Source organism: Actinosynnema sp. NPDC049800 (assembly GCF_040656635.1).
Taxonomy (GTDB): Bacteria; Actinomycetota; Actinomycetes; order Mycobacteriales; family Pseudonocardiaceae; genus Actinosynnema.
This window is the reverse complement of sequence record NZ_JBFAMT010000106.1, coordinates 1-13594: the sequence shown is the minus strand read 5'-3', so window position 1 is coordinate 13594 and position 13594 is coordinate 1. Positions and strand designations below refer to the sequence as shown.

Genomic DNA, 13594 nt, shown 5'->3' with positions numbered 1-13594 from the left:
CCCCTCCCCGACGCTCTTCGTTTCTGCGGCTCGCCGCCCACCCCCGGGGGGGGGTGTCGGAGGGGGGGCGTCCGACCGCGTCGACGAACGCGACGCGGTCGGACGGGTGAGCCACGCGGCCCGACACCCGCTGGGGTCACGGCCCCACGTGCACGTACGGCGCCCAGATGGCGGGCAGCGTGTCCCAGCCCTTGGCCCGGAGGTCCCGCACGGCCTCGTGCAGCGCGAACGCGGCGCGGTCGGGCGCGGCCGACGCGCCGAGGTGCTCGTAGAAACCGCGGGCGACCTCGCCGGCGGTGGCGTCGTGGATCGGCCACAGGGTCGCCACCACGTGCCGGTACCCGGCCAGGTTGAGCCCAGCGCCCAGGTGCAGCGACTCGTCGGGCAGGTCGCCGCCGCTCGCGGTGTCGCACGCCGACAGGTAGGCCAGCTCCGCGCCCAGTCGCAGCCGCGACACGTCGGCGACCGTCAGCCGCTCGTCGTGCAGCAGGAGGCCCGAGGCGGACGGCCGGGCGGAGTCCACGATGCCGTGGCAGGCGAAGTGCACGTGGCCGTGCCGGGGCAGGTCGGCGAGCACCCGGTCGCGCACCGCGTCGGCGGAGCGGCGCACGGTGCACCGACCGCGGGACAGCTCGGTGAGCGCGGCGACCTCCGGCTCGACGTCCAGCGGCACGGCGCCCTCCACCTCGGGGACCGCGACGACGAGCACCCCGTCGCCCCGGGTCGCTTTCGCCTCGCGCGCCAGGGAAAGCGCCCGGACCGTCGGCGTGTACGACGACACCGTGAGGTCGGGTACGGACGCCGGGCCGCCGGGGATGCCCGCGGCGTGCACCGGCAGCCGGGTCAGGGCGCCGGTCGGGCACCACCACAGCCGGGGCGCCGGGCCGACGTGCGCGAGCACCGGCTCGGCCACCACCCGCCACAGCCACGCCCGCACGTCGTCCAGCACCGCGTTGTGCGCGATGACACCCGCGAGGTCGTGCGCGGCGTGCGCCGCCGCGGCCAGTTCGTCCGCGCGCTCGGCGGTGTCCTGCGCGGTCAGGCCCGGCAGCGGCACCACGTCGACCCCCTCGGGCGTCATGACGAGGGCGTCGCAGCGCACCGTGCTCACGTTGACGACCACGATCGGCCCCTCGGCCGCGGCCCCGAGCAGTTCGGCGCACGGGCGGGGCCGCAGGAAGTCCGCCAGTCCCGGCAGCCCGCGGACCTCGGCCACGGTCTCGTCCCACTGCCGGGCCAGCGCCATGCGACGGTCGAGGGTGGCGGGCGTGGGATCGACGTCGCCCTTCGCCGCGGGCTCCTCCAGGCCGTCGCGCAACTCCTCCAGCCGCTGTGCGAGGTCCGGCCGCACACCTCGCAGCGCGAGGAAGTCAGTGCGCAGGTCCAGCAGTTGCGACCAGAGCACGGACCGGCCCTGCTCCAGCAGTTCGACGGCGCGTTCCGGCCGACCGGCCGCCAGCGCGGTCGCGGCGGCGTCGGAGGCGACGCCCACCAGGTCGAGCAGGTGCCGTTCCTGGTCCTGGCGGTGCAGGCCGTGCCACGCGAGCACCGGGAACAACGCCACGGCCTGCTCGTAGCCCGCCAGCGACGACGCGACGTCGTGCTCGGCGACCGACACGGCCCACAACCGCGCCGCCTGCACCCGCACGATCGCGGGCGACGTGCCCGAGGCCGCCGCCGACAGCGCTTCGACGGCCTCCGCGAGGTCGGCCGGGTCGTGCCCGGCCCGGTGGCGGCGGAGCAGCACGAGACCGAGGTTGTACAGGTGCGTCGCGTGCCTCGTGTCGCCCGCCGTCGTGCGCTCGGCGCACTCCCGCAGCAGGGCGACGGCCTCGTCCAGGTCCGCCGCCTCGCCGGTGACCAGGAAGCGGTCGGCGAGCGAGCCGCCGAGGTTCGACAGGTACCGCACCCGCCGCGGGTTGCCCGGCACGACGAGCGCCAGCGCCTCGCGCTCCACCTCGATGGCGCGGTCGAGGTCGGCCGGGTCGTGGCGGGCGTGGTAGCGCGCCGCGGAGGCCTTCGCGAGGTTCGTCAGGGACGAGACGCGGGTGGGCGACCCCGCGTCCACCGCGGTCGACTCGATGCCCGCGCGCACGGCCTCGTCCAGGTGTCCGAGGTCGCCGGTGACGTGGTAGAGGTGCTCCAACGCGTTGGACAGGTTCGTCAGGTACTCGCCCCGGTGCGAGTCCGTCGTCGCGACCGCCGCCAGCGCGCCGCGATGGGCCTCGACGGCCTCCACGACGTCGGCCACGGCGCCCGTCCGCTCGTGCCGGCGGATCAACGCGCTGCCGAGCTGGTTCAGCGTCGCCGGGTTCGGGCCGGACGTGACCGCGACGCCGCGCCGCAGCACCGCCACCGCCTCGTCCAGGTCGCCGGGGGCGCCGCCGAAGTCGTAGGCGGTGATCAGCGCGCTGCCGACCGCCCCGAGCTGGGTGGCCGCCATCCCCACGGGCGCCTCGGCGCCGGTGATCTCGCGGGCGATGGCCGACGCCCGCGCGGCGGACTCCGGGTCACCGTCCCGGTCGTACCGGTCGAGGTGCGCCTGCACGAGGTTCGCCAGGTACATCAAGCGCTCGGGGTGCCGGTCCGGCATGAGGGCGGCGGCCGCGGTGAACAGCTCGATCGCTTCGTCCAGGTCCTCGTCGCCACCGAACCGCCGCGCCCGCTCGACGAGCGCGGCGGCCAGGCTGTTGAGGTGGTCGGCGTAGCCGAACTGCTCCGGCGGGAACGCCTCCATCGCCGACCGGTGGCGGCGGATCGCCTCGTCGAGGGTCGTGCGGTCGCTCGTCTCGCCGAACGACTTGCGGTAGGCGTTGCCGAGCATCGACCGCGCCCTCGCGCGCACGCTCGCGTCCTCGGTGTCCGCCGCGGTCAGCAGCAGCTCGATGGCCTCGGCCAGCGCGCCGGCCGTGCCGGAGTCGTGCGCCGAGATGAGCACGCTCGCCAAATTCGTCACGCAGAAGTCGGTCAACATCCGCTCGCCGCGCGCCGGACCGAGGGCGGCACGCCCCGCCGCGACGCCGTCCGCGATGTCACGCGGGTCTTCGAGCCGTTCGAACCGGCCCAGGTGGGCGAGGCACAACTTGGTGCGCGCCAAGGCGAGCAGCGGTCCTTCGGCCAAGTCCGCGGCGCGTCGCAGCACCTCGATCGCCTCGTCGAAGTCGGCGGTCGCGGCGCCGTTGCCGCCGCGGAAGGTGAGCGCGCCGCCCAGTTCGCTCAGCGCGTGGAAGTGCAGCGGCTGACCGGGCTCCGTGGCCTCGACCCCGAGGCGGTACAGGGCGATCATGGTGTCCGGCTCCTCCAGCCGCACGTGCTCGCCCAAGTCGACGAGCAGGTCGGCGGCCAGGTCGGTGGTGAGCACTCGGATCTCGTCGCCCGGATCGAGTTCGCGCAACGTCCGCGCCATCTCCTCGATCAGCCGGCGGGCGGTCTCGGGGCCGGGACTGTTCCCGTACCGCACGACCCGCAGGTTGACCAGGTTCATCAGCGCCACCGGCCGGTAGCGCCACTCGGGCCGCGCCGCCGCGAGGGACGCGGTGAGCACCCGTTCGGCTTCGGCGTGGTCCGGGTTGTCGGGCGCGTCCGACTGACCTCGCCGGGTCAGGAACGCCCCGAGTTGGCACAGCACCGCGCCGTGGAACTCCTGGTCCGCGGGCAACCGCGCGGCGGCCGCCGTCATCGCCGCCACCGCGCGATCGAGGTCGAGCCGGTCCTCGGTCGCGTCGAACCGCCGGAAGAAGGCGCCGCCCAGGCTGTAGAGGAAGTGCGGGTCGAACTCGTCGCCGCTGGTGTCGTCGCCGTCCAGCAGGTCGAGCGCGGCCACCAGGTGGTCCGGCACCGCGTCGGGGTGTTCCGGCCGCAAGGCGAGGAACCGGTCCAGGTAGGCGGACACGACGTCGGGGCCCGGATCGCCGGCGAAGTACCGGCACCAGCACAACCACGCCACGGCCGCGAGCGCGTCCGGGTCTCCCACGTCCCCGAGCGCGCCGGCTTCCTCGATCGCCTCGGGCGCGAGGACCGGGTCCGCGTCCCCGTGATCGAGGAAGGCGTCGACCCTCCGGAACAGCGACTCGACCAGTTGCCCGACGTCCACACCGACCTCCCTGAATGGGGGTCGCACGCCGCTGACCGCTCGTTACTCCCGGTATCGTCCCGGTGCATGACCGGTCAGCCCTGGCTCTACCGAGTCCTCGTCGACCCCGGCGCCACCCGATCGGACGCGCCGTGCCTGGACCTGCCGCCCGGGACGGAGCCGGCGGACGCCGCCCGCGCCGCCGCGACCGTCTTCGCCGCGGACGCCGCGGTGCCGGCGCTGGTGCTGCGCGTCGAGGACGGCGAGGTCGGCGTGACCACCCGGGAACACCTGGACCGGCTGGGGCGATCGGCCGTGCGCGGGCTGGGCGAGGGCGACGGCGCGACCCTGCCCGGCGAGTCGACGCGGTACGCGCTGCTGCGCTTCGCCTGCGGCACGTGCGAGAGCACGGCCTACCGCGTGCACGTCGGCATGTCCGGCGCGCCGGGGTGCCCGAACGGCCACGGTCCGATGGAGGCCGCGCCGTGACGCTCGCCGGACTGGCCAAACCGGCGGGCGAGGGGTTCTCGCCGCGCTTCGTGGTCGTGAGCTACCTGCCTTCGCTCGCGGCGGCGGTGTTCCTGCTCCTGCTGGTCTGGGCGGGCGCGCCCGGTCCGCTGACGTTCTCGCGCGCCTGGAAGACCGCCGCCGGGCTCGGCGCGGGCGAGGTCGTCGTTCTCGCGGTGGCGCTGACCCTGCTCGCGGTGGCGCTGATGCCGTTGCAGCTGTCGATGGTGCGGCTGCTGGAGGGGTACTGGCCGCGGCTCCTCACGCCGGTGGATTTCCTGCTGCGGGTGGTGCAGCGGTGGCGGCGCGGCAGGCTCGTGAAGAAGACCGAGCTGCCCGGCGACGCCGAACCGACGCCGGCTCAGGTCCTCGCCGCCGGCCTGGCTGGCACGCGGCTCGAACGGCGCTACCCCGACGAGGAGCACGTGCGCGCCACGACGCTCGGCAACGTGCTGGCCGCCGCCGAACAGCGGGCGGGCGCGAACTACGGCTGGGACGCGGTCGTCGCGTGGCCGCGCCTGTACCCCGTGCTGACCGACCAGGTGCGGGCCGTGGTGGACGCCCGGCGCGACAGCCTCGACAGCACCGCGCGGCTCGCGTTGACCGGCGTGATCACCGCGGTCGCCTCCGCCGGCCTGCTGGCCCGCAGCGGGTGGTGGTGGCTGCTGGCGCTGGCCCCGTTGGGCGTCGGGTGGCTCGCCTACGCCGGCGCGGTGCGCGCCGCGGTCGCGTACGGCGAGGCGATCACCGTGGCGTTCGACCTGGGTCGGTTCGCCCTGCTGACCGCCCTGCACCTGCCGCTGCCCCGGACCAGGGCCGACGAGCGGCGCCTGGCCGAGGGACTGTGCCTGCAGTGGCGGCAGGGCGTCCAGCTGCCGGACGAGTACGACCACGGCGACGACCCGCCTAGCGCGGCGTGATGCCGTTCAGGACGGTGGCGACCAGCGCGTCGACCTGGTCCGCCGGCACGTCCACCGGCTCGGTCAGGCCCCGGTAGAGGCGGGGGAGGACCAGTTCGTGGCACGCGCCGACGACGAGCGTGGCCACGGCGTGGAGGTCGGTGCCCGGGGCGATCCGGCCGCGGTCCCGTTCGGTGCGCAGGTAGTCGGCCAGGGCGGCGTGCAGGCCGCGTCCATCGGCCATCGGGTTGGGCAGGGCGTCGAACCGGGCGAACACCTCGGGGTGGCCGATCAGCCCGGCGAACGCGGGCAGGAACGCCGCGTGCACGGCCAGCGCGTGCGTCACGAAGGCGTGCAGGTTCTCCGCCAGCGTGCCGTCGGTGGCCGGCCGGCCGACGCGCCGCTCCACCTCGCGGACGTGCTCGTGCAGGGCCAGCGCGAGCAGCTCCTCCTTGTCCGCGAAGTGGTTGTAGAGCACGCCGACCGCGACGTCGGCCGCGCGGGCGATGTCGCGGACCGTGAGCCCGGCGGTGCCGCGTTCGGCGATGAGGCGCGTGGCCGCGGCGATCAGGTGGTCGCGCAGGCTCACGTCGCCGTCACGCAGTGCTGCTGCTCGTCGCGGTGCCATCGGGGTGCATCGTAGGCGGTAGGTGGAGGTCGAAGCCGTGGGCCGCGACCTCGGTCAGGAACGGCACCGGGTCGACGACCTGGTCCACGTGCCACACGCCGGGCGGAAGGGCGGGCAGCCGGTCGACGAGCAGCGCCGCGACCACACCGGTGGCCCGGCTCTGCCGCCTCCCGCTGAACGCGCACGTCACCCCGCCCGCCGACACCGCCACCGCGAACCCGTCACCGCCGACGTGCGCCTTCGCCAGTGGCCCCAGCCGGTGCGCGAACCGCGCGGCGGCGGGCAGCAGCGCGGTCACCAGCCGGGAGTCCAGGCACAACCCCGTGCGCACCCGGTCCACGCCGAGCGTGTCCGGCAACGTGCGCTGGTCGGAGAACGGGAACCCGTGCACGGTCCGCGTGCCGTAGGGCGCGGGGAACTCCACCCGCCAGGACGGGCCCAGGTCGGCGAGCCCGTCGAGCGTCCACGCGACCGCCGCCGCGCCGTGCCGCTCGCCGCCGCCCAGCAGCACGCCGATCTCGACGTCCCGAGCGCCGGTCAGCTCCACGCAGTGCCGGGCCAGCAGGTTCGTGACGCCGGGCGCGAGGCCGACGCTGAGCAACGCGGTCGCGTCACCCTCCAGCGCCCCGATCGCGGCGACGGTGCCGTGCGACGCCGTCACGTCCAGGTAGTGCACACCGCGGTCCAGGCAGGCACGGGCGATCCGGGCGTTGTCGACCTCCGCGCACATCAGCACGGCGTCGGCGCCGTCCAGCGCGCCGGTCACGTCGCCTCGGAGGTCCACGCGCACCGCAGTGGCGCCCGGGACCGTCGCCGGCGGGTTGCGCCCGGCCACCACCACGTCGTGCGACGAGGACAGCACGGCCGCCGCCTCCCGGCCCACCGCGCCGTACCCGCCGAAGACCACCACCCGGGCCACGGTCACGCCCTCGCGGTGACGAGCCGGGCCGTGCCGCGCAGCCGCACCGCGTCACCGTCGGCGTGCGGTCGCAGCGCCTCGGCGACGGAGTCGCGGATGCGGTCCACAGTGGACGGTGAGGCGTCGCGCAGGGCGAACCGCACCGGGCCCCAGCCCATGATGAACTCCGTCGCGTCGGCGACGTCGCGGCCCCACACCTGCTCCGCCTCCACCGCCTCGGCCGTCACGTCGGTGAAGCCCGCGCCGGTGAGCACCCGGTCGACCACGGCCGGGTCGGACAGCGACAGCGGTCCGGTCTCGGTGGACGTGGACATCGGCGAGCCGCCGAACGCCGCGAACACCTCGGCCAGGTCGCCGAGGTCGCGCATCGACAGGAACGCCAGCCGCCCGCCGGGCCGCAGCGCGCCGCGGATGTTGGCGAACGCGGCGACCGGGTCGGCGAAGAACATGACCCCGAACCGGCTGACCGCCACGTCGAACGCGTGCGGCGGGAACGGGAAGACCTGCGCGTCGCCCTGCTCGAACGTCAGGTTCGGCACGCCCGTGGCCGTCATTCGCGCGCGGGCCAGCATCGGTCCGGACAGGTCGACGCCGGTGACGTGGGCGACGTGGGGCGCGATCAGCCAACTGATCCGGCCGTTGCCGCAGCCGATGTCGAGCACCCGGTCGTCGGGCGAGAGGCGGGCCGCGGCGATCAGCAGGTCGTTGAAACCGGCGTTCACGGCGTCGTAGCGGTCGTGGTTCTCGGCCCAGTGCTCGCCTTCGTACCCGTTCCACGCCTCGGCCTGGTGGGTGTTGACGATCTTCGGCATGGTGCCTCCCTGGTTGTGAACGTCTGTTCATGAACAACTGTTCACAACGGAACCCGGTGTTGTCAAGAGCGGGACGCCGGCTATCGTCGCGGCCATGACCGTGGTCCGCTCGTTGCTGTTGTTCGTGCTGGCCGCGTTGGCCGAGATCGGTGGCGCGTGGCTGGTGTGGCAGGGCGTGCGCGAGCACCGCGGCCTGCTGTGGATCGGCGCGGGCGTGGCGGCGCTCGGCCTGTACGGGTTCGTGGCGACGTTGCAGCCGGACGCGCACTTCGGCCGCATCCTGGCCGCGTACGGCGGGGTGTTCGTGGCCGGGTCGCTGGCCTGGGGCGTGGTGGTGGACAAGTTCCGGCCCGACCGGTGGGACTACGTCGGCGCGGCGATCTGCCTGCTCGGCGTGGCCGTGATCATGTACGCGCCGCGCCCGTGAAGGTCCCGGAGGCCTGACGGGCCGGTCGGCAGCGGCATGGCGTCGCTCGTCGTGCCGGTCGTGCGCGGGGGTCGCCGTGCCCGCCGCCGGTTGAAGCCGCACCGCTCGTTGCCGGTCGTGGTCACCTGGAGGAACGCCGTCCTGACCGTCAGGCCAGGTGGTTGCCCGTCTCCCGTGCGCGGACGCTGAGCAGGTCAGGCCGGTGGGTTGCCGCGCGGGCGGAGGCGGCCCATCGGCAGCGGCGGGGCGGGGAGGCGGTCGCCCGGGTAGCCCTCGACCCGGCCGAAGCGCTCCGACTCCGCCTGCCACTGCTCGCGGTAGCGGGCGATCTCCTCGTGGCTGCGGCCCACGAAGTTCCACCACATCACCAGGTCCTCGCCCAGCGGCTCGCCGCCGAGCAGGACCACCCGCGCCGGGGTCCCGGTGACGTTGGCCAGGTGCAGCACCGCCGCGCCCGGGCCGACGTAGCCGAGCGCTCCGCTCGCCAGCGCCGTGCCGCCGAGCTCCACCGCGCCGAGGTCGACGAGCACCCCGTGCTCGAACGCCGCGTCCACGTCGAGCGCCACCCGCGCGCCGGGTTCGAGCACGAGTTCCGCGCCCAGCAACGGCGTGAACGTGCGCACCGGCGACGTCCGACCCGCGACCGTGCCCAGGAACACCCTCGCCGACGCGCCGTCCAGCGCCACCGCCTCGGGCACGTAGTGCTGGAAGTCGCGCGGCGCGTCGCGGTGGGCGTCGGGCAGCGCGATCCACAGCTGCACGCCGTGCAGCACGGTCGTCTCCGGCGTCGACACCTCGGAGTGGCAGATGCCGTGCCCGGCGGTCATCAGGTTCAGCTCGCCCGGCCGCACCACCGCGTGCACCCCGAGGCTGTCGCGGTGCTCGATCTCGCCGCTGAACAGCCAGCTCGCGGTCTGCAGCCCGGTGTGCGGGTGCGGCGCGACGTCCATCCCGCCGCTGACCGACACGTCGTCGGGCCCGTAGTGGTCGGCGAAGCACCACGCGCCGATCAGGGACCGCGACCGCTGTGGCAACGTGCGGCGCACGGTCATCGCCCGCGGCCCGCCCAGCGGCACGTCGCGGGGGTCGAGGACCTCGACCGCCGCGACGCCGGACGTGCTCTCGCAGATCAACTCGGACGGGTGGGTCTCCACGTTGCTCATCGCGACCCCGTTCGGACGGCCATCAGCCCATCCTAGGGGCGCTCAGAGGCGCTGGTACTCCTCCCACGTCCGCTTCGGGGTCACCACCGGCCCGTCGTCCGGACCGCGGTTGGCCAGCCCGTTGAAGCCGAGGTAGTAGTCGCCTGCCTGGTTCCGCGCGCCCGTGGACAGGTCCGGGTCGCCCAACGCGATCGCGTGGATGTGGTAGTCGAAGCCCTGCGCGGGCGTGCGGATCCACGCGGCGAACCCCACTTGGCGCAACACCCTGGCCACGTTCGTGCGGGTCGTCGCGGTCATGCCCGACACCGAGATGTCCAGCGCGCCGCCGCCGTCGTGGGTGCCCGCCGAGCCGGGCACGCCGCCCGGGTTGTACGAGCCCTGCGTGATGCCGAGCGTCCGGCCCAGCAGCCGTTCCGCCTCGACCAGCATGGCCTTCGTGCGGGTGTTCATCAGCGCGCTGTGGTAGGTCACCCGGCTGCCCGCCGACACCACGCGGGTGACGGTGTAGGTGGTCTCGCCGAGCAGCCGCAACGACGTCGGTCCGGGCATGCCGGACGCGTCGAGCCCGGTGTAGCCGAGCGAGCGCTGGTAGGCCGCGTAGGCGTCGATCGTCCGGGTGCCGAAGTGCCCGTCCACGTAGGTCGAGGCGAGGTGCCCCTTCGCGGCGAGCGCCCGTTCCACCAGCCGCACGCTGTCGCCGCTGCCCGGCGTGATCGCCGAGTCGGCCCGGCGCGGGTCGATCTGCGCGGCCTTGAGCACGGACTCCATGTCGACCACGGGCAGTGCGACGGCCTGGGGCTCGGCGGCGGCGGGCGCCGCCAGGCCGGCCAACCCGATCAGCGCACCGACCACCGCGACTCTGACGTTGACCACGTCCACCTCCGGTCCACCTCCGACGAAGCGCAGCCAGTCAAGCGCGGATCGGCGGTTCTTGGCAACACCTCGCCGTAGTTGGTTGGTTGTTGACAACAGGCGGCGCGCTTCGTCCGACGAGGGTCGTGGAGTAGAGTCCGGCGAGTTGGGGCACGAGCTGTCGGCACTCGGCCGGCGCGGTCCCCGATCCAGTCCGGCCGCACCTCAGGGCCGGGGACGGGAGCACCGGCTTGTCGCCGGACCATCCGTTCACATCATCTACCCCTACGGCCCGCAGGCACGCCGGTCCGATCCACCACGCTCTCCCCATGCGTGGCGCGGCCCTGTCGGCAGGGGAGGCGGGGTCGTCATGACGCAGACCAGACCTGGTCGATCACAGGGTGCCGCGGTCGGTTTCGCCGACGCGAGGGCCGCGGCCGACCGGGCCGAGACCGTTCAGCGCAACCAGGCCGCGCGCACCGTCGCCGACAACTCGGTCGACGCGAACGACTGCCGCGAGCTGCTGCTGATGCTCGGCCTGCCCGACCCGCCCGCGGACGACGCGCCGGTGCGCACCCGCAACGAGCGGGCGCAGGACCAGCGCACGGCCGAGTACCCGCTCCAAGCCCGCGACTGAGCGAGCCGGCGCCTCCGTCGCAAGTGGACGGACGCGTCGACCATCGACCTAACTCGACCGGGTGAGTTCTCGGCCCGAGCGCATCAACGGCCGACGACGGCGGTAGCCCACCTGTGGTGTGTCCACGAGGGACACCCGGAGGAGGTTCGAGCGCAGATGGGCATTGGCGACAAGTTCGACGACCTCAAGGGCAAGGCCAAGGACGCTCTCGGTCAGCACGGCGACAAGGCCGACGAGGGCATCGACAAGGCCGGCCAGTTCGTCGACGAACGCACCGGCGGTGAGCACTCCGAGCACATCCAGAAGGGGACGGACAAGGCCAAGGAAGGCCTGGACCGATTCCGCGAAGGCCAGTAGCCCGAAGACGACCGAGGGCCGCCCTCACGATCGAGGGCGGCCCTTCCGCGTGCGCTCAGGAGCGCGTGAGGCGCGAGGCGAGCAGCGCCTTGCCCTGCTCGGCGCCCTTGCGGCTCTCGCCCTGGGCGCGGCGGAAGAAGTCCGCCAGCTCGCGGTCGCCCGCGCGCTCGGCGTCGGCGACGTAGGTCTCCAGCCGCAGCGCGTTGCTCAGGCACGCCTCGACGAACCAGATGATGTTGTAGTCCTTGTCCTGCGTTCCGGTCACCTGACCGGTTTCGGTCGTGGTGGACACATGACCTCCTCACTAGTCGACGCACCGGGGATACCCGTTTTCCGCACCCTGAACGCGGAACCGGCGCCCCTGCGGACGACTTCGCCGCTCGTCCCCGTCCGGCCGTCACCCGACCGTGGGACCGCGGCGACCGTGACCCCGCCGTCGCGTCAGCCGTCGAGCTCGGCCCACACGACCTTGCCGTCGGCGGTCGGGTCGGTGCCCCACGCCCGGCTCAGGGCGGCCACGATGATCAGCCCGCGCCCCCGTGCCGAGTCGACCTGCACGGGTCTGGGCTGGGGCAGGGCGGACGACCCGTCGGCCACCTCGATCCGCAGCCCGGACTCCGTCCGCGAGACGGTCAGGCCCACCGGCCCGGTCGCGTGGTCCACCGCGTTGGACACCAGCTCGGTCACCACCAAGGCGGCGTCGTCGCCCGCGTCCTCCGACAGCCCCCAGGCCGCCGCCGCGTCGCCCACCACCTGGCGGGCCCGCGCCGATGAGCCCGCTGACGCGGGCAGCGTCACGGCCACCGGCGCTGCTGGCTCGTTGCGCACATCCGCTCCCCGTTGATCGGCCGTCACGGCATGGTCGCACATCCACCGGTCGTGGCACCGGGCGGTCGCGCCGACCGGCGTCCTGGCGGCGTCCGGCGGCACGTCGGTGACCAGTCCGTCGGGACGCGGTATCGGCACGGGGCCCATCCGGTGGCTAGGCTCGTGCACCATGGAGTTGCAGGTGCGCAGTGAGGTGCGGGGCGACTGGACGGTCGTCGCGGTGTCGGGCGAACTGGACGCCGACACGGTCCCCGTGCTGTCCGACCGCCTCGAGGAGAGCAGGGGCGCCAACGTCGTGGTGGACCTGAGCGGGGTGCCGTTCATGGACACGACGGGCCTGTCCCTGATGCTCGACTGGCACCGCAGACTGGACGGCTCGGGCGGGGAGTTCCGGATGGCGTCGATGCAACCCTCCGTGCACAAGCTGTTCCGGCTGACCGAGTTGACCGAGGTCATGCACATCCACGACACCGTCGAATCGGCCACGACCACCACGTGATCCCCGAGACCTTCCGCAACTCGCCGATACCCCGCGACCAGGACTGGCTGGCCACCCTCCCCACCGCCATCGAGCACCGCCTGGAGGTCTGGGACCTGCGTCCGGACGGCCCGGTGAGGCACGGCTCGCACGCCCTGGTCATCCCGGTGACCCGCGAGGGCACACCACTCGTGCTGCGGGTGAACGCGCCGAGCGAGGACGTGAGGGCGCACATCGAAGCCCTGCGCTTCTGGCAGGGAAGGGGCACCGTCCACCTCGTCGACGCCGACCCGACCGCCGGCGTCATGCTCCTGGAACGCCTCGACCTGCACCGCAGCGCCCTGGACCTCCCGTCCGAGGAAGCCATGGCGGTACTGGGCGTGATGGCCCGACGACTGGCCGTCCCGGCCCCACCGACCGCCCGTTCGACGGCCGACCTGGCCCTCGCCCGCGCCGAGAGCCTGGAACCGGACTGGCTGCGCCAAGGCAAACCCTTCGACCGCGCCATCCTCCGCGCGGGGGAGGAGGCGGTGGCAACCCTGGTCACCACCGCGTCCACGCTCGCCGTCAACGGCGACCTGCACTCGGCCCAAGTCCTGGCCGGCACCCGCGAACCCTGGCTGACCGTCGACCCGATCCTGCTGCGCGGCGACATCGCCTACGACCTGGCCAGAGTCCTCTGGACGAGGCTCGACGACATGCCCGACGACACCGCGATCACCGCCCACCTCGACATCGTCGTCAACGCCGCCAACCTGAACCGCGACCAAGCCAGGAACTGGGTCGTCTTCCGCGCCATCGACTACTGGCTGTGGGGCCTGGACGCGGGTCTGACCGAAGACCCCATCCGCTGCCACCGCCTGATCACCGCCCTGACCTGACCCCACCCACCGGTCCACCACCCCCCCACCCGCCCACAACGGACCCGCAGCATCCCCACCTAGGCCCGATTTGACATGGGTTCGGGTGCCATAGGCTGGTCGAAGCCGGGCAGGCTTGGCGGACGCTTTTCCCG

15 protein-coding genes are annotated in these 13594 nt (G+C 73.9%); 7 read left to right on the top strand and 8 right to left on the bottom strand.

Going from position 1 to position 13594, the window contains the following annotated elements; all coding sequences use genetic code 11:
- Positions 1-136: 136 nt before the first annotated feature.
- Positions 137-4093, bottom strand: coding sequence for a CHAT domain-containing protein (locus AB0I91_RS44115; RefSeq protein WP_499642220.1), 3957 nt, complete (start codon positions 4091-4093; stop codon positions 137-139).
- Between the two features lie 66 nt (positions 4094-4159).
- On the opposite strand from AB0I91_RS44115, the gene AB0I91_RS44110 reads away from it, so the two are divergent.
- Together AB0I91_RS44110 and AB0I91_RS44105 are read left to right on the top strand one after the other, a co-directional pair.
- Positions 4160-4561 (top strand): hypothetical protein, encoded by a 402-nt coding sequence (locus AB0I91_RS44110; protein ID WP_498773226.1) that lies wholly within the window; start codon positions 4160-4162, stop codon positions 4559-4561.
- Positions 4558-5499, top strand: coding sequence for a hypothetical protein (locus tag AB0I91_RS44105; protein WP_498773227.1), 942 nt, complete (start codon positions 4558-4560; stop codon positions 5497-5499). The genes AB0I91_RS44110 and AB0I91_RS44105 overlap by 4 nt, the downstream gene beginning before the upstream one ends.
- Here the strand turns inward: AB0I91_RS44105 and AB0I91_RS44100 are convergent.
- Genes AB0I91_RS44100 through AB0I91_RS44090 form a run of 3 tightly spaced genes read right to left on the bottom strand, consistent with a single transcriptional unit; the run spans position 5486 to position 7837 of the window.
- Positions 5486-6106, bottom strand: a complete 621-nt coding sequence (locus tag AB0I91_RS44100; protein WP_498773229.1) for a TetR/AcrR family transcriptional regulator — start codon at positions 6104-6106, stop codon at positions 5486-5488. The two genes, AB0I91_RS44105 and AB0I91_RS44100, sit on opposite strands and share 14 nt — an antisense overlap.
- Positions 6075-7031 carry a saccharopine dehydrogenase family protein gene (locus AB0I91_RS44095; protein WP_499642217.1) on the bottom strand — a complete coding sequence of 319 codons (957 nt, stop codon included), beginning with the start codon at positions 7029-7031 and terminating at the stop codon, positions 6075-6077. Before AB0I91_RS44095 ends, AB0I91_RS44100 begins: the two co-directional genes overlap by 32 nt.
- Positions 7028-7837 carry a class I SAM-dependent methyltransferase gene (locus AB0I91_RS44090; protein ID WP_498773233.1) on the bottom strand — a complete coding sequence of 270 codons (810 nt, stop codon included), beginning with the start codon at positions 7835-7837 and terminating at the stop codon, positions 7028-7030. Before AB0I91_RS44090 ends, AB0I91_RS44095 begins: the two co-directional genes overlap by 4 nt.
- A 94-nt stretch (positions 7838-7931) precedes the next feature.
- On the opposite strand from AB0I91_RS44090, the gene AB0I91_RS44085 reads away from it, so the two are divergent.
- Complete coding sequence (locus AB0I91_RS44085) at positions 7932-8264, top strand: YnfA family protein (RefSeq protein ID WP_498773236.1); 333 nt, start codon at positions 7932-7934, stop codon at positions 8262-8264.
- A gap of 194 nt (positions 8265-8458) precedes the next feature.
- On the opposite strand, the gene AB0I91_RS44080 is transcribed toward AB0I91_RS44085, so the two are convergent.
- Both AB0I91_RS44080 and AB0I91_RS44075 read right to left on the bottom strand, forming a co-directional pair.
- On the bottom strand, positions 8459-9427 hold the full coding sequence (locus tag AB0I91_RS44080) for a pirin family protein (RefSeq protein ID WP_498773238.1): 969 nt from the start codon (positions 9425-9427) through the stop codon (positions 8459-8461).
- A gap of 42 nt (positions 9428-9469) precedes the next feature.
- Positions 9470-10306 carry a peptidoglycan-binding domain-containing protein gene (locus AB0I91_RS44075; protein WP_498773240.1) on the bottom strand — a complete coding sequence of 279 codons (837 nt, stop codon included), beginning with the start codon at positions 10304-10306 and terminating at the stop codon, positions 9470-9472.
- Positions 10307-10649: 343 nt separating this feature from the next.
- Here AB0I91_RS44075 and AB0I91_RS44070 point away from each other — a divergent pair, with 343 nt between their 5' ends.
- Both AB0I91_RS44070 and AB0I91_RS44065 read left to right on the top strand, forming a co-directional pair.
- Positions 10650-10916, top strand: a complete 267-nt coding sequence (locus tag AB0I91_RS44070) for a hypothetical protein (protein WP_498773242.1) — start codon at positions 10650-10652, stop codon at positions 10914-10916.
- Between the two features lie 156 nt (positions 10917-11072).
- Positions 11073-11273: an antitoxin gene (locus AB0I91_RS44065; RefSeq protein WP_498773244.1), complete on the top strand. Its 201-nt coding sequence runs from the start codon at positions 11073-11075 to the stop codon at positions 11271-11273.
- Positions 11274-11328: 55 nt separating this feature from the next.
- Here AB0I91_RS44065 and AB0I91_RS44060 read toward each other — a convergent pair whose 3' ends face one another.
- Together AB0I91_RS44060 and AB0I91_RS44055 are read right to left on the bottom strand one after the other, a co-directional pair.
- Positions 11329-11565, bottom strand: coding sequence for a hypothetical protein (locus AB0I91_RS44060; RefSeq protein ID WP_498773246.1), 237 nt, complete (start codon positions 11563-11565; stop codon positions 11329-11331).
- Between the two features lie 149 nt (positions 11566-11714).
- A complete protein-coding gene (locus AB0I91_RS44055) occupies positions 11715-12101 on the bottom strand; it encodes an ATP-binding protein (protein ID WP_499642215.1) in 387 nt (128 codons plus the stop codon).
- A gap of 169 nt (positions 12102-12270) precedes the next feature.
- Here AB0I91_RS44055 and AB0I91_RS44050 point away from each other — a divergent pair, with 169 nt between their 5' ends.
- Positions 12271-12600, top strand: a complete 330-nt coding sequence (locus tag AB0I91_RS44050; RefSeq protein WP_498773250.1) for an STAS domain-containing protein — start codon at positions 12271-12273, stop codon at positions 12598-12600.
- Positions 12597-13460: an aminoglycoside phosphotransferase family protein gene (locus AB0I91_RS44045; protein ID WP_498773252.1), complete on the top strand. Its 864-nt coding sequence runs from the start codon at positions 12597-12599 to the stop codon at positions 13458-13460. Before AB0I91_RS44050 ends, AB0I91_RS44045 begins: the two co-directional genes overlap by 4 nt.
- Positions 13461-13594: the final 134 nt, after the last annotated feature.